This is a genomic window from Pseudoalteromonas sp. MMG006, from assembly GCF_018101025.1.
Taxonomy (GTDB): domain Bacteria; phylum Pseudomonadota; class Gammaproteobacteria; order Enterobacterales; family Alteromonadaceae; genus Pseudoalteromonas.
On record NZ_JAGJEJ010000007.1, the window covers coordinates 89,339 to 108,032 of the forward strand.

Consider the following 18,694-nt stretch of genomic DNA (forward strand, 5'->3'; position numbering starts at 1 on the left):
GTTTTCAATGTTTAACATTTTCGAATGAAGCTTTCAGTTTTGCAATGTTTATTTAAATAACTAGAACACACATAATCGCAATATGTTTTAATTTGAGATTTAGTAATGAGTTTAAAAGCACAAATAGATGCATACAATGTGCAAAAAGAAGCAAAATTACCTGCTGATGTACTCGCATTAATGGACACAACAAATGAGGAGCTTATTGCTCAGCATATTAAAGATAACGCCTTACAAATTGGTGCAAAGGTAGAAAACTTTAGCTTAGTAAATCACAAAGGTGAAAATATTGAGCTTAATGATTTATTGAATAAAGGCCCAGTAATAGTTAGCTTTTATCGTGGTGGTTGGTGCCCTTATTGTAATTTAGAGCTAAAAGCACTTAATAATTACTTGCCACAATTTAGAACACAAAGCGCCCAGTTAATTGCTATCTCACCACAGCTGCCAGATGAAACGCTCTCAACTACACAAAAAAATGAACTGGATTTCGATGTACTGTCAGATGTGAGTAATAAAGTAGCAGAGCAGTTTGGCTTATTGTTTACACTCGATGAGCGCATTCAAGCACTTTATACACAGTTTGGAATTGATTTTGAGCACTACTACGGTGATAAAAGCTTTAAATTACCACTACCCGCTACATACGTAATTAACCAAGAAGGTGTTATTACTTACGCATTCTTAAACGAAGACTACACCCTACGTGCAGAGCCTATTGATATTATGGCAGCACTCGAATCGGAGCAAAATTAATGTCTATTTTAAAATCGTTAAAAAACCTTACTCTTTCACTACTTGTCGGCTCAAGCTTAGTTTCTGGCTATGCGATGGCTGATGAAATGAAAACTCAAGAAAAACCTAAAGTACTTATTTTCGATGTGAACGAAACACTCCTTGATTTAACATCAATGCGTACCTCAATTGGTAAAGCCCTAGGCGGCCGTGAAGATTTATTGCCTTTATGGTTTTCTACCATGTTGCACAATTCATTAGTAGATACAGTAAGCGGTAGTTACCATGATTTTGGTCAAATTGGTGTGGCATCGCTAATGATGGTGGCACAAAACAACAATATAGACATAACAAGTGAACAAGCAAAAACAGCCATTGTTACTCCGCTTTTAACACTCCCACCACATAACGATGTTAAAGAAGGACTGGCAAAACTTAAAGCACAGGGCTATAAGTTAGTAAGCCTTACAAATTCTTCAAACAAAGGTGTTAAGGCACAGTTTGAAAGCGCTGGTTTAATGTCTTACTTTGACGCACGTTACAGCATTGAAGATATTAAAATATACAAACCAGATTTACGTGCTTACGAGTGGGTACTTAAAAAGTTAAATGTAGCGCCAAATGAAGCAATGATGGTAGCAGCACATGGTTGGGATGTAGCAGGCGCTAAAGAAGCCGGATTACAAACTACGTTTATTGCACGCCCAGGTAAAGCACTTTACCCACTTGCAAAAAAACCAGATCACGTTGTGAAAGATTTACATGAATTAGTCGCTCTACTTAAGTAAGCACGTTTATACGCTAATTAATCAATACCCAAGCGGCCGATGTCAGGATGACATTGGCCGCTTTTTTTGGGCAAACTTGCTTATCAAAGTATAGGCCAATCAATGTATTTACTATTTTTAACTGCTAGTAATTTCTCCCTCATAACGCTACTATTTAATTAGCCTGAAATTGGTTAAGGATGTAACTAACATATTGAACTATAATGATATTTAAATATACCTTCTTAACTTAATACATTTCAGTGTAAATAAAGTGAAATTGCGGAAAATGTCAGAGTAAATTCAATAAAATTATCGCTTTAAATAGCTTCTTAATATGGATTTAGTATCCAAAGTTAGTGTTAGTTAATGCGTAGTGGAGACAGTTATGAAAAGCCAAAGGTTAAGCGAGTTTGAAGAGTATTTTCAAATAAATGAAAGTATAAGAGTGAATTTATTCGCGGTATCTGACAATCAGGTTCCCAAAACACAGCTTGAACTTGAAGACGACATCCCTCCCCTATTTAGATTAGCTAATGAGGTAAGCGAGCTTGAGCAGAGTTCATTACGCCCGCTTAGAAATTTAGGTGATGTTGCGCAAGAACTAGCCGTCTTTTTACAAGCGCAGTCTCGTAAAATTGATTTAATTATGAGCCATATTTTAGCCTCTGAGCAAGCACAAGATAGTGCCATTCAATGTGACAGCTATGGCGGTGGCGGTATTCGCTTTACCTCCTCAGACGTTTATTCAATTGGCCAAGCGTTTAGAACAAAGCTATTTTTGCACCACGAAGCGTCTGCAGTGTATTGTTACACTGAGATAGTTGCTGTTGAGAAAAAAGATAATGAACATTATCAATACACTATGCTGTTTACATCAATCAGAACTACCGACCAAGAGCTTGTAGTAAGAGCAAGCTTACACGCCCAAACACGCCAACTAAAAAAACGCCAAGAACTTGACCAAGTTAATGCTGAGCCAAAAAGTGATAATTAGCTGACATATTTACGTAAAATGCTAAACTAGCGACACCTTAATTTGTATCAAAATTTCATGAACTTTAGACTTTTACCAGAATGGGCTGAGCAAGATGCTGTAATGCTAACTTGGCCGCATAAAGACACCGATTGGGCTGATAATTTAGCACGTGTAGAACCCGTTTATGTTGAGCTTTCAAAACAGATAACGCACAGACAACAGCTTGTAATAGTTGCCCACAGTGAAGCATTAAAAATTAGCATAACAGCGCTGCTTAAAAACGCCTCAATTGATTTAAGCCGTGTTCATTTTGTAGTTACCCCTACAAATGATACTTGGGCACGCGATCATGGCCCTTTAACGTGTGCATCAATAAACAATCCACTTGAGCTAAACGTGGTTGATTTTACATTTAATGGTTGGGGCAATAAGTTTGAAAGCACACTTGATAATCAAATTAACAAAAGCTTGGTAAAAGCGCTTAGCAGTACAAATAACCAGTATCAAGCCGTTGATATGGTGCTTGAAGGCGGTGGTATTGAAATAAACGAACACGGCGTTTTACTTACAACTAGCGAATGTTTACTCAATAAAAACCGTAACCCTGATTTATCAGCTGACGACATAGAGACCCTTTTAAAAAGCCATTTGGGCGCTACCGACTTTTTATGGGTAGATCATGGCTATTTAGCGGGTGATGATACCGATAGCCACATTGATACCTTAGTACGTTTTGCCCCTAATAACACACTGGTATATGTAAAGTGTGATGATGAAAATGATGAACATTTTAGCGCCTTAAGCGCGATGGAAAAACAGCTAAAGAGCTTTAAAACAGCAAATGACACCCCATATACTCTAATTGCATTGCCTTGGCCAAAAGCAGCGTACGATAATGAAAATACGCGTTTGCCTGCAACCTACGCTAACTATTTAATTATAAATAACGCGGTACTAGTACCTACTTATAACGATGACAATGATGAACTTGCTCTGTCGCAAATTCAAAAGGCGTATCCAAGGCATGAGATTATTGGCATTAATTGCCAACCTATTATTGAACAATTTGGCAGTTTGCACTGTATTACCATGCAACTGCCTCGTGGATTTTTAGCTGGAGCAGCACAATGATAAGCCCTGCAAAATTAAATGTAGCCTTAGTACAACAATCTAACAGCGATAACGCAGAACAAAATATGGCAAAATCAATTGCCGGAATTCGCGATGCCGCTCAGCAAGGGGCACAGCTAGTTGTTTTACAAGAGCTACACCGCAGCCTTTACTTTTGCCAAACAGAAGACGTAGACGTATTTGATTTAGCTGAAACAATTCCGGGCCCAAGTAGCAATACCTTAGGCGAGCTTGCCAAAGAGCTTGGGATAGTCATTGTTGCCTCCTTGTTTGAAAAACGTGCAACAGGTTTATATCACAATACCGCTATAGTCCTTGAAAAAGACGGCACCATTGCTGGTAAATACCGCAAAATGCACATTCCTGATGACCCTGGTTTTTACGAGAAATTTTATTTTACCCCAGGTGACTTAGGTTTTGAGCCTATTCAAACCTCTGTAGGTAAATTAGGCGTATTAGTTTGTTGGGACCAATGGTTCCCGGAAGCAGCGCGCTTAATGGCAATGGCTGGTGCTGAAATTTTAATTTACCCAACTGCAATCGGCTGGGATCCGCGTGATGATAGCGCCGAGCAGACTCGTCAAAAAGATGCATGGGTTATTGTTCAGCGTGCGCATGCTGTTGCTAATGGTGTACCTGTTATTAGCTGTAACCGTGTAGGCCATGAAAGCGATCCAAGTGCACAAAGTGAGGGCATTCAATTTTGGGGCAACTCATTTATTGCAGGCCCCCAAGGTGAAATATTGGCAGAGGCCAATAACACTGATGAAAAAATATTAGTGGTAGAACTTGATCAAAAAGCCTCAGAAAACGTAAGACGTATCTGGCCGTATTTACGCGACCGCAGAATTGATCATTACCAAGACCTAACAAAAATATACCGAGACTAAGTAAACTGCGCTGGGTAAATAATATTATGGCGCTTATGTATTAAGCGCCAAATTATAAATGGAGTAATAAATGGCGTTTGAGCAATGGGCAGCCTTGCCGTGGGTAAAATCTCAAAAAGATAAAATTCAATGGGGGCAGCTTAGTGGCAGTGGTTTAAGTATTGCCATTGCTGAGGGCGTAAAACAACAAGATGACTTGGTTTTAATTGTAACACCTGATACGCCAAGTGCTTTGCGCCTTGAAACAGAGCTTGAATACCTATTACCCGATAATCCGGTCATGGTTTTTCCTGATTGGGAAACCTTACCGTACGATCACTTCTCTCCGCATCAAGATATAATTTCAGCGCGTTTAGCCACACTTAATACCCTTAAAAACGAAAAACAAAGCGTTTTAATTGTTCCTGTATCTACATTAATGCTTCGTACTGCGCCTGCTTCATTTATTTACGGCTCTACTCTTAACTTTAAAGTAGGCGATAAACTCGACACTCATAATTTGCGCAGCAACTTAGAGCAAGCTGGTTATTTACATGTACAACAAGTTATGGAGCACGGCGAGTATGCTATTCGCGGCTCTATTGTTGATTTATACCCTATGGGTAGCCCGCACCCATTTAGGCTCGACTTTTTTGATGACGAACTAGATACCATTCGCTTATTTGACGTAGAAACCCAGCGCTCTGACGAAAAAGTAGATAAAATTGAATTACTTCCTGCTCACGAATTTCCTACAAACGAAGCCGACGTAGAACGCTTTAGAATAAATTACCGAGAAAAGTTTGGTGCAAGCTCAGAGCAAGACTCTGTTTACATGCAAGTGAGTAAAGGTACTTGGCCTGCTGGCATTGAATACTACATGCCTTTGTTTTTTGAAAAACTCGCCACTATTTTTGATTACTTGCCAGATACAACCACAGTAATGCAACTTGGCGATTTAGAGCATGCTGCAGATAACTTTTGGCACGACGTAAATGTCCGCTACGAAAATCGCCGAGTAGATCCACTACGCCCATTGTTAGAGCCAACAGAGTTATATCAGCCAATTAATGAGTTGTTTTCTAACTTAGGTGAGTTTTCTCGTATTCGTTTATCACTCGCTAAGCTTGGCACTAAAGCTGGCAATAAAAATCTAAGCGTTAGTGAATTACCTGCCATTCGTATTGATCACAAACAACACGAACCATATGGTGCATTTATAAATTACGTTGCCCAGCAAAAAAAGAACAAAGGCCGTATTTTACTAAGTGTTGAGTCAGACGGACGACGAGAATCACTATTAAGTGTATTAAAACCAAGTGGCATTAAATTTAAAGAGTTTGACACGCTAGAGCAATTTACAAAAAGCGACAGCGACGTAGGTTTAATTGTAAGCCCGCTTGAGCAAAGTGTGGTCCTTGGCACTAAGCCAAGCCTTGCTATTATCACCGAGCAAGAATTATTAGGTATTAAAGTATCGCAGCGCAGGCGTCGTAAACACAAATACGAAGCAAGCCAAGATGCACTTATACGCAACTTAGCCGAGCTTAAAGAAGGTCAACCTATTGTTCACCTAGATCATGGTGTTGGCCGCTACCAAGGGCTGCAAACAATAGATGCCGCAGGTGTTATTACTGAGTTTGTCACTATCACCTACGCCAGTGAAGCTAAACTCTATGTACCAGTATCAGCGCTGCATATGCTTAGCCGTTACTCAGGGGGTGAAGAAGCCAGTGCCCCGCTACACAAATTAGGCTCAGACGCGTGGGAAAAAGCTAAAAAGCGCGCAGCTGAAAAGGTAAGAGACGTAGCAGCAGAGCTGCTTGATATTTATGCTCAGCGACAAGCCAAACCGGGTAATAAATTTAGCCTTGATGGACAATCATATCGTCAATTTAGCGACAGTTTCCCGTTTGAAGAAACCGACGATCAGCGTAATGCAATAGAAGCGGTACTTGGCGATATGCAATCAAAGCAAGCCATGGACCGATTAGTATGTGGTGATGTAGGATTTGGTAAAACAGAGGTAGCCATGCGCGCTGCTTTTGTGGCTGTTAACGATAACAAGCAAGTTGCTGTATTAGTGCCTACCACTTTGCTTGCGCAACAACACTATGAAAACTTTAAAGACCGCTTTGCTGACTTTCCAATCGAAGTAGGTGTACTTTCGCGCTTTAACTCAACCAAGCAGCAAAAAGACACTCTTGAAAAAATGGCTGATGGTAAGTTAGATATAGTTATTGGTACCCATAAACTCATCCAGCAAGACATTAATTTTAGTGACCTAGGCTTACTTATTGTTGATGAAGAGCATCGCTTTGGTGTTCGCCAAAAAGAAAAAATTAAAGCGCTACGTGCTGATGTAGACATACTCACATTAACTGCAACGCCAATACCTCGTACTTTGAATATGGCGATGAGTGGTATGCGTGATTTATCTATTATTGCGACCCCGCCAGCTAAGCGATTAGCTGTTAAAACGTTTGTGCGCCAACGAGATAGTGACTTGATACGAGAGGCTATTTTGCGCGAAATTAAACGCGGTGGCCAAGTATACTTTTTACATAACAATGTAGAAACTATTGAGCGTGTATCTCAAGAAATTAGTGAGTGGGTGCCAGAAGCAAGTGTGACCTCAGCTCACGGGCAAATGCGCGAGCAAGAACTTGAGCAAATAATGGCTGATTTTTACCACCAAAAATACAACGTACTGGTGTGTACCACTATTATCGAAACCGGTATAGATGTACCCACTGCAAACACCATTATTATGGACAGAGCCGATAAACTTGGCCTTGCTCAGCTACACCAATTACGAGGACGTGTAGGACGAAGCCATCACCAAGCGTATGCTTATTTGTTAACGGGCGACCCTAAATCTTTATCTAAAGATGCATCAAAACGCTTGCAAGCTATAGAGTCACTCGAAGATTTAGGTGCAGGCTTTGCACTAGCAACTCATGATTTAGAGATACGCGGTGCCGGTGAGTTATTAGGTGACGATCAATCAGGGCAAATGCAAACTATTGGTTTTAGTTTATACATGGAAATGCTTGAACAAGCCGTAAATGCACTACGTGAAGGCAAAGAACCAACCCTTGAAAACCTATTACAAAAACAAACAGAAGTAGATTTAAAACTCCCTGCATTACTGCCAGATGACTATATTCATGATGTTAATGCGCGTCTTGGCATGTACAAGCGCGTAGCAAGTTGTGCTAGTCTTGCTGATATGGATGAATTACAGGTAGAACTAATAGACCGCTTTGGGTTACTGCCTGACGCTGCTAAAAATCTATTTAGTTTGCAACAACTTAAAATGCAAGCGAGTAATTTAGGTATAACAAAAATTGAAGCTAATCCTAAGGGGGGCTATTTTGAGTTTAGTCAAAACACTAAAGTTAACCCTAGCTTCATCATTGGCTTGATACAAAGTGCACCTAAGGTGTACAAAATGGATGGCGCAAATAAACTGCGCTTCGCAATTAGTGAAGCTAACGCTCGCGAACGCTTAAAAATGGTCACTGCAATGATTGCAGATTTCGAAAAAAAGGTTAGCCATTAATGTTGCTAAAAAAATCGCTTATTGTTCTATGTTGCTTATTTAGCAGCACTGCATTTGCAGAACGTTGGTTTGAAGTTGAAGTACTCGTATTTAAGCAGCGCCCTGCGCCATACTTACAAGAGGACTTTACGCTTAAACACGACGCTATTGAAGATAAAAACAGTCTAGATTTAATGACACCTCTTTATACAGAGCAGGCAATGCAAGCATGTATAGATGGCGACGTGCGTTTTCAAAAGCACTCTTTTACCGATTCATTGGTTAACTCAAACCCGCAGTCTGGCGTGTGCGACGATAGCACTGATTACATGCAAAGTTATGATGAGCTACCTGTTACGCCACAAGTAGCAGCGCAAGATCATATGCAGCAAACCTATTTGTTAGCACCTGAACAATTAAAGTTTAAAACTCAGCTGCGTCAGCTCGACCGAAAAGGATTAACACCTATTTTGCATACTGGATGGCGCTTTGAAGGCGCCAGTAAATCACGAGCACCGAGCATGCATTTAATAGCAGGCAAACACATTAAAAGTGACATCAATGCTATTCCTAGTTATTCAAACCCCGATTTTGTAAGTTTATTAAATACGCAACCAGCGCTATTCGACGACCCTGATAATGCAAATGTGCAGTGGGAGCTAGATGGTTTATTTAAAATACATTTACGACATTATTTATACATTACGGCTAATTTTGACATTAGCCATAAGCTAGAAAACGGCGAGATAGAATCAGCCCGCTTTTCACAATTTAGACGTGTAATAAGTGGCGAAGTACATTACTTTGATCACCCTCGCATGGGCATGATTGTCCAAATTAGAAAATTTAAACATTAATACTAAGTAGGATATAACAATGAAAAAACTCCTTATCATCGCAGCTACACTAAGTCTTGCCGCGTGTTCTAAAGTAAATCTAGAAAGCTATGAAAAAATTAAAGTAGGCATGGACAAAACTGAAGTAGAAGCCATTTTAGGCAGTGCTGGTAACTGTGTTGAAAAAACACTGCACACAAACTGTGTATGGGGCGACGAGTCTAAAAATATCGAAATTACACTTGTTTCAGACAAAGTGACGTTATATAGCAAGCATGGTTTGGCTAAATAAATAACGCTTTAACAATTTAAAAAGGGGGATAGATTTTATCTATCCCCCTTTTTTAATGTATGGCTATAAACCTATTTTTTAGAGTAAATAAGTTCTATATTTATGATTTTACTGCGGTTTAGCGTTATTTTATAGCGCTGGTAAAGCTTTTTATCTTCCTCAGTTAATACAAGTACCATATTTAACTGATAACGCCGCTCTACCCCCTGTTTAGATATTTTATTACTATCTAAGTGATATAACTTCCCTTCCCCACGCTTTAAATAACGTGCAAAAGGCGCCAAGTTAAATTGTAATGTTTGCTGGAGAGTATCGTACCCTGGTAAAAACTCTTTTGCACTTACTCGCGTTTCACTTGCAAAGTGCAGCCACTGCGCAGCTTGCTTATTTTGCTGTCGACGTTTTGAAAAAATTGATTTAACTTCTTGCGGTATATTTTTAAAGCGCACATATTCAAGCCAAATAAACTGACTCGCAATTTTATCTTTGCTAATACTGTTTTTGAAACTAAAACGCCACTTAGGTCGGCCACGTACAATAGCCCGCCAAATAACCCGTGTTATATCTTCTTTGAATATCTCACGTAGTCCATAAATAACTCCTAGGATTAATATTAGCGTGGCAGTGACCTCCGTAAAGGTTGAGCGAGCGTTTAAAATAACCACCATTACAAATGCCATAATAACCGCAGTCACAGTACCTTTAACCAAACGTTTGAGGTAGCTATTAAGAAACCGTGTTTGGCGCTGTAAAATAACGCCATGCTCTATTAGACGTTGTAACAGGCGCATTTTATTAGTTATACGGTTTGCATCTTGTAATGTGGTTTCGGAGTTATAGTTTTTTTCGCCACGATAATTATTTTCATTTTTACAAAACTGCAGTAAATCGTTACGTTCTTTTGCAAAGTCACTACTACGTGGACCCTCGTCTAATAATTTTAAAAATGACTGCTCTACATGCCAGCTTAAGTAATTATCAGCGTTAGTGAAAAATGGGATCAGTTTTTCATCATCAGGGGTATAACGCCTTAGTTTTTTGAGTAACCCTTCACTTTGCCCAAATAACTCAATAGCACGCTGGAAAAAATCTTCAACATCATTAATTTTAAGTGCATCACGTATATCAGCATCAAGCGCTAAGCGAACCTGATAGCAAAACAAATTAAGGTTTTGTCGGTAATCTTGCTGTTCACCCTTATTTTTACTAACAAAACGGCTTCTTACTAAGGGTAAGTGTATATTGTTAGCGTTATAGGCTAAGTGTGATTTAAAATTGTTATTAAAGTAAGATTCTTCAGTGAGGGTTTGCGGATTTATACCCATTTCATTGGGAATAGAAAAATACAGATCAATACGCTGCTCGGCACGCGGGCTGAGCTCTGGTTCAATGACAAAAGATAAGTTTTCGTCTTGCTTTAACAATCAGTTCTCCTTCTAATAATACGCTTAAGTGTACTTGTCTCCTTTGTTTTGTTCAATAAAAAAGGCCCAGTACAAACTGAGCCTTAATATGGTTTAAATACTGATTATAGCTTAATATTAATACCAGCAAATAAACGGCGACCTAATGTGTCATAAGTGTACGGGTCAGTATTTGAGTCGTTATTACCTGAGTAATATGGCGGCTCTTTATCAAACATATTATTAACGCCTGCAGAAACCGTTAATACGTCGTTGATCATGTATGAAGCACTAATGTCATGATATACAACAGAAGGAGTTGTAGGTGCTAAACAAGTATCGTCTCCAATACATGCAAAGCTATCCATTCCTGCAATATAACGTGCTTCGTATGTTGCATCCCAATTATCACCTTTAACGTTTAAGTTAAAGTTAGATTTAATATCTGCATAACCACCGGCACCACCAGTAATGAAGCCTGAGTAATCAACAACAGCACCAGTATCAACAACATATTCGTCTAAATAAGTTGTATCTAGGCCTGTCTTCCAGCTTAAGCCCAACGCTTCAAATGCATAGGTAAGATTTAAATCAACACCAGATGTTTTCTCTGAGCCAATATTACGTAGTTGGTTATTGAAAACAATACGACCATCAGCTTGGAATACAGCAGAAGTACTTGTACAAATTGCATTAGTACTGCTGTTAGCATTACCAATACATTGATCAACAACATATTGATTATTATAGGTAGAAATGGCATTTTCGATTTCAATGTCGTAGTAATCTACAGTCATTGAGAAACCTTCAAACCACTGCGGCTCATAAACTACACCAACAGTAAGCGTATCTGCTTCTTCTGGTGTCAAATCTATATTGCCGCCTACTGTTACTTCAGCTTGGCTATCTGCACCTGGATAGCTAACTTGCTCGTAAGATGGAGCGTTACCAGAGTAAAGCTCATCTACTGTAGGAGCACGGAATGCTGTTGAACGAACACCACGTAGCATTAATTCGTCGTTTACACGCCAAGTTAAACCAAGTTTCCACGTTTCATCAGAGCCAAATGTGCTGTAATCAAACGCACGAACAGCCGCGCTAAAGTCAATTGAATCAGCAAAAGCTGCGTCAGCAAGCAACGGAATTGCAAACTCAACATAAGCTTCATTTACATCAAATCCACCACTAGTAGCGTCAACGCGTGGATCGTTACCTAAACCTTGTGCTGCGATTGAGTCTGGTGTGTACCATGCTTTTTCTTGACGATGTTCAACACCTGCAGCAAATGCTGCATAACCTGCTGGCATTTCAAACATTTCACCAGAAAGTGAAGCAGCTAAAATAAATAACTGGCTACCACCTGAATTCTGCTCCGTGTAAATGTAATCTTGTACATTTGAAAGAGCCCAATCAGCTTCGTCTAATGGATTAAACGTACCATCGGCAATAGCTGAATTAATAGCAGAAACGTTATGAAGATTGCTTAGTTTATCCACAGAGTCGTTACGACCGAAATTAGCTGAGAAATCCCAAGAGTAATCGCTGATAACGCCTTCTGCACCAACAACAATACGTACAGTATCTACTGTTTGTGATAAACCACGTGCACCGCTTTCAGTCATGCGTCGGCGGTAACTAATTTCATCGCCATAAGCATAATTAGTAGGTGAGGTTACATAATTACCATCTGCATCTTCTACAAATGCACCATCAACGACTTGGCGCTCGTCATACGTTTGCCCTAATAAACTATTGCCCATAGCTGCATCATACGTAAAACCAAAATTAATTGGTTGTGGTGCCAACTGTTGCTCAGACCAACGTTTTGTGTAGGTAAATTCACTGAAAAGGCTAGTGTCATCACTTAACTCATAAGTACCTACACCTGTAATATTTAAGCGTTCCATTGGTGTATATAAATAGCTTTGCTCAGCGTAGTTGTAAGCATCGGCTTCATCAGTAAAACGGTGTAAGCTACCACCACGATTGCTTAAACCACTGTCGTTTGCTATACCTTTCTGCTCAATCTCACCATCGCTATTGGCTATGCCAACAGTGTTTACGTTATAAATGTGGCCGCCTTCACTGAACGAAGAACCACCGCAGAAAAGGCCGTTTTCACCTTCAAATAATGGGCAATTTGAAAATCCACGATCACCTTGACTAGCTTCACCACGGTTTGTGTACTGTGCACCGAATACGATATTACCTTTATCGAACGAAGTACCAACAGTGAAATCTATAGACGTTTCAGAAGCATCATGCTTTGATGTCATTGCAGAATTAACGTTTAGATCAAGACCTTCAAAGTCGTTTTTAAGAATGATGTTTACAACACCTGCAACAGCATCTGTACCATAAACAGCAGATGCGCCATCCTTAAGTACTTCAATTTGCTTGATCATTGAAACTGGAATAGTATTCAAATCAACTGTAGAAGCCGCACCAGTACCTGAATTGATCATACGACGGCCATTTACAAGTACTAAAGTACGTTGTGAACCTAAACCACGTAAGTCAATTGATGCATTACCACCAGAACCGTTATTTACGCCCGGGTTAGTCATTGCACCACCGGTAGCAGTCATTTGTTGAAGCACGCTATCAACTGATGTGGCACCAGAAGCTCTGATTTCGTCTGCACCAATCAACGTAACTGGGCTAGCGGTTTCCATATCAGAACGCTTAATGCGAGAACCCGTTACTTGAATTTTTTCGATTGCTTGTGCTGAATCTTCAGCGGCTAGAACTTGCACACTTGAGAACATTGGGAATGCTGCAATTACAGCTAAACCAAGAGTTGACTTTTTCATGAATAAACCCTACTTGTTGGAAATTTACCTTAATTGGTAATGCTCACTTTTTATTATAATAGTGAGTCAGGGGGGCAACTTAGGTGCCTTTAACTGAACGAAAACTTAACGGTAGTGTAATTTATAACACACGATAAAACGGAACAACCATTTTAGGTACATAGGTTACATGATGTTTCAATGTTAATTAATAAATACCCATATATAACAAAAAGGTACTTTAGTTATGAAACATAAAAAACACAGTTGAAATCAAACTAAACAACTTTGTAATTAAGTGTAATCAAGCGGGTTTAGAGCCAAAACCACACAAATTAACAACTTGATCACAGCAGATTATTAAAAGCGTAAAACTATATGTTAATTACTAACCATATTTATGCATAGAAAGTGGTTAAATAGTCTTAATTGGTTACTTAGGAAGGAATTTTGGATTTGTTTTTTATTCAGCGGCAATTAAAAATTGAACTTTTTAGGGTTACTTTTACCACGAGTGAAAATTGTATAGATTTAAATCAGACACTGAGTTTTAATGATCTTAATAAAGTAAAAAACGTACAGTATAGGGAATATAAAATTTAGTAAGTGACATAAAAATAATAGTTGAGAGTGTCGACTTGTGCTGTGGCGTTGTTTGTTACTACTAGCTCTAAGCTCCACAACATGTTTTGCTCTGAACAAATACCAACCATCGTATTGCTTTGCCACACATTATTATTTTTTTTGAACAATTGTGGAATGTAGCCCATATACATAGTGATGCCTTTAAGCTTGGCATCTTCAATTTGTATGTTTGCAGGTAAGTCGCTAAAAATAGTAAATGGAGTCTCTGGTGAAAGGCTTCGCTCACTTAACCATACTTTAACACCATTTGAAAAAGTACAAGGCAGATTAGGTTCACATTCGGCGTTTTTAGGTAATTTGCCGCCTGAACTTTGAGAAAAATCACACGCTGTTAATATAAAAATCAACGCTGTAAATAAACTTAACCTATATATAAGCATAACAATGTCGCACCAAAGAAAAGCAAATACTAATAATCACGACTATAAATAACAAGTGTGAGTGTTACTATTAGTGAAAATTAGGCACAAACTGTATCAAAAAATAAACAACAAGCTCACAAAGTTTGATTGATGTCATAATTTTATGTAATTGACCTATCTTTTTTAGGCCAAAAAATTTATCATTTCACCCGCAAAAAATAAGGGTTTCTCGAGTTTGTTTTCTGAAGCATTCACGCTTTGAACGTTTTAGGTAACACGCTTGAGAAAAATAGTAGGCCCCACTTTTTTAAAGTGGGTAATTCATTTCTAAACGCATTTATTGCAGCGGAAGCCAGAAAATGAGCCAAACAGTAGCATCACAAACTGAGTATAACTATAAGGTTGTACGCCAATTCGCTATTATGACAGTGATTTGGGGCATCGTTGGCATGAGTATTGGGGTTCTGATTGCTGCCCAATTAGCTTGGCCAGCACTTAACTTTGATACACCATGGTTAACTTACTCTCGACTACGTCCGTTACACACGAACGCAGTAATTTTCGCATTTGGTACCAGTGCACTTTTTGCGACGTCTTATTACGTCGTTCAACGTACTTGTCAAACGCGTCTTTTCTCAGACAAACTCGCCGCCTTTTCGTTTTGGGGCTGGCAGTTAGTTATTGTACTAGCAGTAATCACTTTACCTCTTGGTATTACTAGCTCAAAAGAATACGCAGAACTTGAATGGCCAATCGATATTTTAATCGCAGTGGTTTGGATAGTTTACGCAATAGTATTTTTTGGTACTTTAATTAAGCGCAAAGTGTCGCACATATATGTTGCTAACTGGTTCTACGCTGGCTTTATTATTACTGTTGCAGTGCTTCACATTGTAAACAGCATGGCAGTACCAGTATCGTTAACTAAATCATACTCTATTTACGCAGGTGCGGTAGATGCAATGGTTCAGTGGTGGTACGGTCACAACGCTGTAGGTTTCCTACTAACTGCTGGTTTCTTAGGTATGATGTATTACTTTGTACCAAAGCAAGCTGGCCGCCCAGTTTACTCATACCGTTTATCGGTAGTTCATTTTTGGGCACTTATTTCATTATATATTTGGGCTGGTCCTCATCACCTTCATTACACTGCACTTCCTGATTGGACGCAGAGTTTAGGTATGGTTATGTCTATTATCTTATTCGTTCCATCTTGGGGTGGTATGATTAACGGTATCATGACGCTGTCTGGCGCTTGGCATAAGCTTCGCACCGACCCAGTTCTTCGTTTCTTAGTTGTTTCATTGTCTTTCTACGGTATGTCTACGTTTGAAGGCCCAATGATGGCAATTAAATCTGTAAATGCGTTATCTCACTACACAGATTGGACAATCGGCCACGTACACTCAGGTGCACTAGGTTGGGTTGCTATGATCTCAATCGGTGCTATTTACCACCTTATCCCCGCGTTATTCGCACAAGGTCGTATGTACAGCGTTAAATTGGTTAATACCCATTTCTGGTTACACACGGTAGGTGTTGTACTTTACATTGTTGCAATGTGGATCTCTGGTGTAATGCAAGGTCTAATGTGGCGTGCAGTTAACTCTGACGGTACATTAATGTACAGCTTTGTTCAGTCTTTAGAAGCGTCGCATCCTTTCTACATTATGCGTTTTGTAGGCGGTGTATTCATCGTAACAGGTATGTTAGTTATGGCTTATAACGTTTTCCGTACAATTTCAGCTGAAAAAGAATCACTGAAGTTAGACGCGCAAGCACAATTAGCATAACGGAGTGAGATGATGAGCAATAAAAATTCACAAAACAAACATGAAATAGTAGAAAAGAACGTTGGCCTAATGGCTATTCTGACTGTTTTTGCTATTAGTTTTGGTGCATTAGTTGAAATTACTCCGCTAATGTTCCAAGACGATACAACTAAACCTGTTGAAGGCCTGCGCCCACTTAACGCGCTAGAAATGGAAGGCAGAGACATTTATGTACGTGAAGGTTGTTACAACTGTCACTCACAAATGATCCGTCCTTTTCGCGACGAAGTTGAGCGTTACGGTCACTACTCTGTAGCTGGCGAGTCAGTATGGGATCACCCTTTCCAATGGGGTTCTAAACGTACTGGTCCTGACCTTGCTCGTGTAGGTAAACGTTATTCGGACGATTGGCATTATGCACACTTAGTTGACCCACGTGCCGTGGTTCCTGAGTCGAACATGCCAGGTTTTCCTTGGTTAGCAGAGACAACGGTTGATACCAGCCTAACTCTGAAAAAACTACAAATTTTCCGTGATACTTTTGCTATCAACCCTGAAAACCCTAAACACCCGGGTTTAGGTTATGGCAGCGACGAAGAGCTTCAAGCAGATGTTGAAAAAGTTAACGCTATGAATAACGGCGAAGGCGCAACAGAAATGCAAGCCTTGATCGCGTATTTACAGCAACTTGGCACCCACTTGAAGTAAAAAATTATGGATTACGGAACATACAGAGGCATTTTGACTCTGGTAATTTTAGTATTGTTTATTGTGATTGTTGTATGGGCATACAGCAAACGTAGCAAAAATCGTTTTGATGACGCTGCTAATGCCATTTTTGAAGATGAAAAAAAACATAACAACACACTCTCTAACGAGGAAAAGGAGTCTGAAAAATGACTAGCTTTTGGAGTATTTGGGTTATTGTTTTAACCCTAGCCTGTTTAGTTATCATCTTTAGCTTATTAGTTTGGAACCTTAAAAACTATGCTGGCGTAAAAGAAGGTGAAGATTGTGGGCATGAATATGACGGTATTACAGAGCTGAACAATCCACTACCAAAGTGGTGGACATATATGTTCTTTGCGACATTCATATGGTCTGTATATTATCTTGCAGCTTACCCAGGTTTAGGTAACTGGGAAGGTTTAGGTAAATGGACCAGCTCTAACCAAGGTATTACCTCTTTAGCTGAGTCTAAAGAAGCAACAAAACTAGCTGCTGAAGAAGGCCGCTATGTTAAACTTGATAAAGAGTATGAGGCTGCACAAGAGCGTTTTGGTCCTATTTTCAACAAACTTGCACAAGTACCCGTTTTAGATTTAGTTAATTCTAAATTTGAAGGTGATGCAGCGCAGCAAGTTGCTCTTGAAAATGGTGATAAACACGAGCAAACAGATGGCCAATTAGCACTTGAAATTGGTCAGCGCTTATTTTCGCAAAACTGTGCTCAGTGTCATGGCTCTGATGCCCGTGGTGGAACTGGTTTCCCTAACCTAACTGATAAAGATTGGTTATACGGTGGCTCACCTGACAAAATTAAAGAAACGCTTCTTTATGGTCGTATAGCTGCAATGCCTTCTTGGGGCGCTGCACTTGGTGAGCAAGGCGTTAAAGAAATGACGGCTCATGTTTTAAGCCTTTCAGGTCGTACTGTTAACCAAAAAGATGCAGCCGCTGGTGCCGCTAAGTTTGCCATGTGTGCAGCGTGTCACGGTGCTGATGGTAAAGGGTCGGTTGCACATAACCTTCCGTTTGGTGCACCTAACCTAACAGATAACATTTGGTTATATGGTGGCTCTCAACGCGCTGTTGAAGAAACGCTTAACCATGGCCGCGCCGGTGTTATGCCAGCATGGAAAGACATTTTAGGTGAAGATAAAATTCACTTGTTAACTGCGTATGTTTACAGCTTATCGCAAGATCAGTAAACATTGGGTTAACCAATAATTAATCTTTTTATTTCAATAGATTAATCCAGATCAAAAAAGCCTCCAGTCGGAGGCTTTTTTTTAGTCTTTTACAAATATTTGCTATAAAATAGCCCCACCTAAACTAATTTTAGAGCAACTATGCAACCTACTCCGTGGTATAAAAATTTTTGGCCTTGGTTTTTAATCTTTTTCCCGCTCGCGGCCATTATTGGGTGCATAACATTAATTATTACTGCTGTGGGCAATGGCCCAGATATGGTGGTAGATGATTACTATAAAAAAGGTAAAGCTATTAATTTAGAGCTTACTAAGTTTGAAAAAGCCAAAGCTCTATTTTTACATGGTGAGCTTAATGTGACTGATGAACGTGTTAGTTTTAAATTCACTAAAGGCGATTATAGTAATGTACCTGCGTTAAAATTATCATTTTATCATCGCACCATTAAAGCCCATGACTTTGCCGCTACACTAACTGCAAATGCTAATAAAGAATTTACAGCTCTACTCGAAAACTACACGCCGGGCGCCTACTCTGTGTTTATAGAACCTATAGATGGCAGCTGGAAGTTAAAAGAAAACATCACACTTCCTACAGAGCAGCCTTTGTTAGTTACGCCTAATTATAAGTAGTAA

The 18,694-nt window shown here is 39.5% G+C and carries 16 protein-coding genes; 13 read left to right on the forward strand and 3 right to left on the reverse strand.

Annotated features, from left to right (window positions below):
* Positions 1 to 105 precede the first annotated feature (105 nt).
* The 8 genes from J8L73_RS09245 to J8L73_RS09280 all read left to right on the forward strand — a co-directional run bounded on the left by J8L73_RS09245 (position 106) and on the right by J8L73_RS09280 (position 9,153).
* The gene (locus tag J8L73_RS09245) at positions 106 to 756 is read left to right on the forward strand and encodes a peroxiredoxin-like family protein (protein WP_211000490.1); all 651 of its coding nucleotides are present in this window, start codon (positions 106 to 108) and stop codon (positions 754 to 756) included.
* A complete protein-coding gene (locus tag J8L73_RS09250; protein WP_211000489.1) occupies positions 756 to 1,523 on the forward strand; it encodes a haloacid dehalogenase type II in 768 nt (255 codons plus the stop codon). The genes J8L73_RS09245 and J8L73_RS09250 overlap by 1 nt, the downstream gene beginning before the upstream one ends.
* Positions 1,524 to 1,890: 367 nt before the next feature.
* Entirely contained in the window at positions 1,891 to 2,499 is a 609-nt protein-coding gene (locus tag J8L73_RS09255) for a PilZ domain-containing protein (RefSeq protein ID WP_211016475.1), read from the forward strand.
* A 57-nt stretch (positions 2,500 to 2,556) separates the two neighbouring features.
* The gene (locus J8L73_RS09260; protein WP_211016477.1) at positions 2,557 to 3,612 is read left to right on the forward strand and encodes an agmatine deiminase family protein; all 1,056 of its coding nucleotides are present in this window, start codon (positions 2,557 to 2,559) and stop codon (positions 3,610 to 3,612) included.
* Positions 3,609 to 4,502: a carbon-nitrogen hydrolase gene (locus J8L73_RS09265; protein WP_211016479.1), complete on the forward strand. Its 894-nt coding sequence runs from the start codon at positions 3,609 to 3,611 to the stop codon at positions 4,500 to 4,502. The genes J8L73_RS09260 and J8L73_RS09265 overlap by 4 nt, the downstream gene beginning before the upstream one ends.
* 70 nt (positions 4,503 to 4,572) lie before the next feature.
* A complete protein-coding gene (gene mfd / locus J8L73_RS09270) occupies positions 4,573 to 8,046 on the forward strand; it encodes a transcription-repair coupling factor (RefSeq protein WP_211016481.1) in 3,474 nt (1,157 codons plus the stop codon).
* Positions 8,046 to 8,882 (forward strand): peptidoglycan binding protein CsiV, encoded by an 837-nt coding sequence (locus tag J8L73_RS09275; protein ID WP_211016483.1) that lies wholly within the window; start codon positions 8,046 to 8,048, stop codon positions 8,880 to 8,882. Before mfd ends, J8L73_RS09275 begins: the two co-directional genes overlap by 1 nt.
* Positions 8,883 to 8,901: 19 nt before the next feature.
* Positions 8,902 to 9,153: a DUF3862 domain-containing protein gene (locus J8L73_RS09280; RefSeq protein ID WP_211016491.1), complete on the forward strand. Its 252-nt coding sequence runs from the start codon at positions 8,902 to 8,904 to the stop codon at positions 9,151 to 9,153.
* 71 nt (positions 9,154 to 9,224) lie between these two features.
* Here the strand turns inward: J8L73_RS09280 and J8L73_RS09285 are convergent, their stop codons facing one another.
* The 3 genes from J8L73_RS09285 to J8L73_RS09295 all read right to left on the reverse strand — a co-directional run bounded on the left by J8L73_RS09285 (position 9,225) and on the right by J8L73_RS09295 (position 14,373).
* Positions 9,225 to 10,577, reverse strand: a complete 1,353-nt coding sequence (locus tag J8L73_RS09285; protein WP_211000482.1) for a hypothetical protein — start codon at positions 10,575 to 10,577, stop codon at positions 9,225 to 9,227.
* 104 nt (positions 10,578 to 10,681) lie between these two features.
* Positions 10,682 to 13,369, reverse strand: a complete 2,688-nt coding sequence (locus J8L73_RS09290; RefSeq protein WP_211016493.1) for a TonB-dependent receptor — start codon at positions 13,367 to 13,369, stop codon at positions 10,682 to 10,684.
* 578 nt (positions 13,370 to 13,947) lie between these two features.
* A complete protein-coding gene (locus J8L73_RS09295) occupies positions 13,948 to 14,373 on the reverse strand; it encodes a hypothetical protein (RefSeq protein ID WP_211000480.1) in 426 nt (141 codons plus the stop codon).
* Between the two features lie 341 nt (positions 14,374 to 14,714).
* On the opposite strand from J8L73_RS09295, the gene ccoN reads away from it, so the two are divergent.
* The 5 genes from ccoN (at position 14,715) to J8L73_RS09320 (ending at position 18,691) form a co-directional block, all read left to right on the forward strand.
* Positions 14,715 to 16,148, forward strand: a complete 1,434-nt coding sequence (gene ccoN, locus J8L73_RS09300) for a cytochrome-c oxidase, cbb3-type subunit I (RefSeq protein ID WP_058549680.1) — start codon at positions 14,715 to 14,717, stop codon at positions 16,146 to 16,148.
* A 12-nt stretch (positions 16,149 to 16,160) separates the two neighbouring features.
* Positions 16,161 to 16,835: a cytochrome-c oxidase, cbb3-type subunit II gene (ccoO, locus tag J8L73_RS09305; protein ID WP_058549800.1), complete on the forward strand. Its 675-nt coding sequence runs from the start codon at positions 16,161 to 16,163 to the stop codon at positions 16,833 to 16,835.
* Positions 16,836 to 16,841: 6 nt separating this feature from the next.
* Positions 16,842 to 17,027 carry a CcoQ/FixQ family Cbb3-type cytochrome c oxidase assembly chaperone gene (locus tag J8L73_RS09310; protein WP_004588824.1) on the forward strand — a complete coding sequence of 62 codons (186 nt, stop codon included), beginning with the start codon at positions 16,842 to 16,844 and terminating at the stop codon, positions 17,025 to 17,027.
* Positions 17,024 to 18,058 carry a cytochrome-c oxidase, cbb3-type subunit III gene (gene ccoP, locus J8L73_RS09315; protein ID WP_211000479.1) on the forward strand — a complete coding sequence of 345 codons (1,035 nt, stop codon included), beginning with the start codon at positions 17,024 to 17,026 and terminating at the stop codon, positions 18,056 to 18,058. The genes J8L73_RS09310 and ccoP overlap by 4 nt, the downstream gene beginning before the upstream one ends.
* A gap of 141 nt (positions 18,059 to 18,199) precedes the next feature.
* Entirely contained in the window at positions 18,200 to 18,691 is a 492-nt protein-coding gene (locus J8L73_RS09320; RefSeq protein ID WP_211000478.1) for a FixH family protein, read from the forward strand.
* Positions 18,692 to 18,694 lie beyond the last annotated feature (3 nt).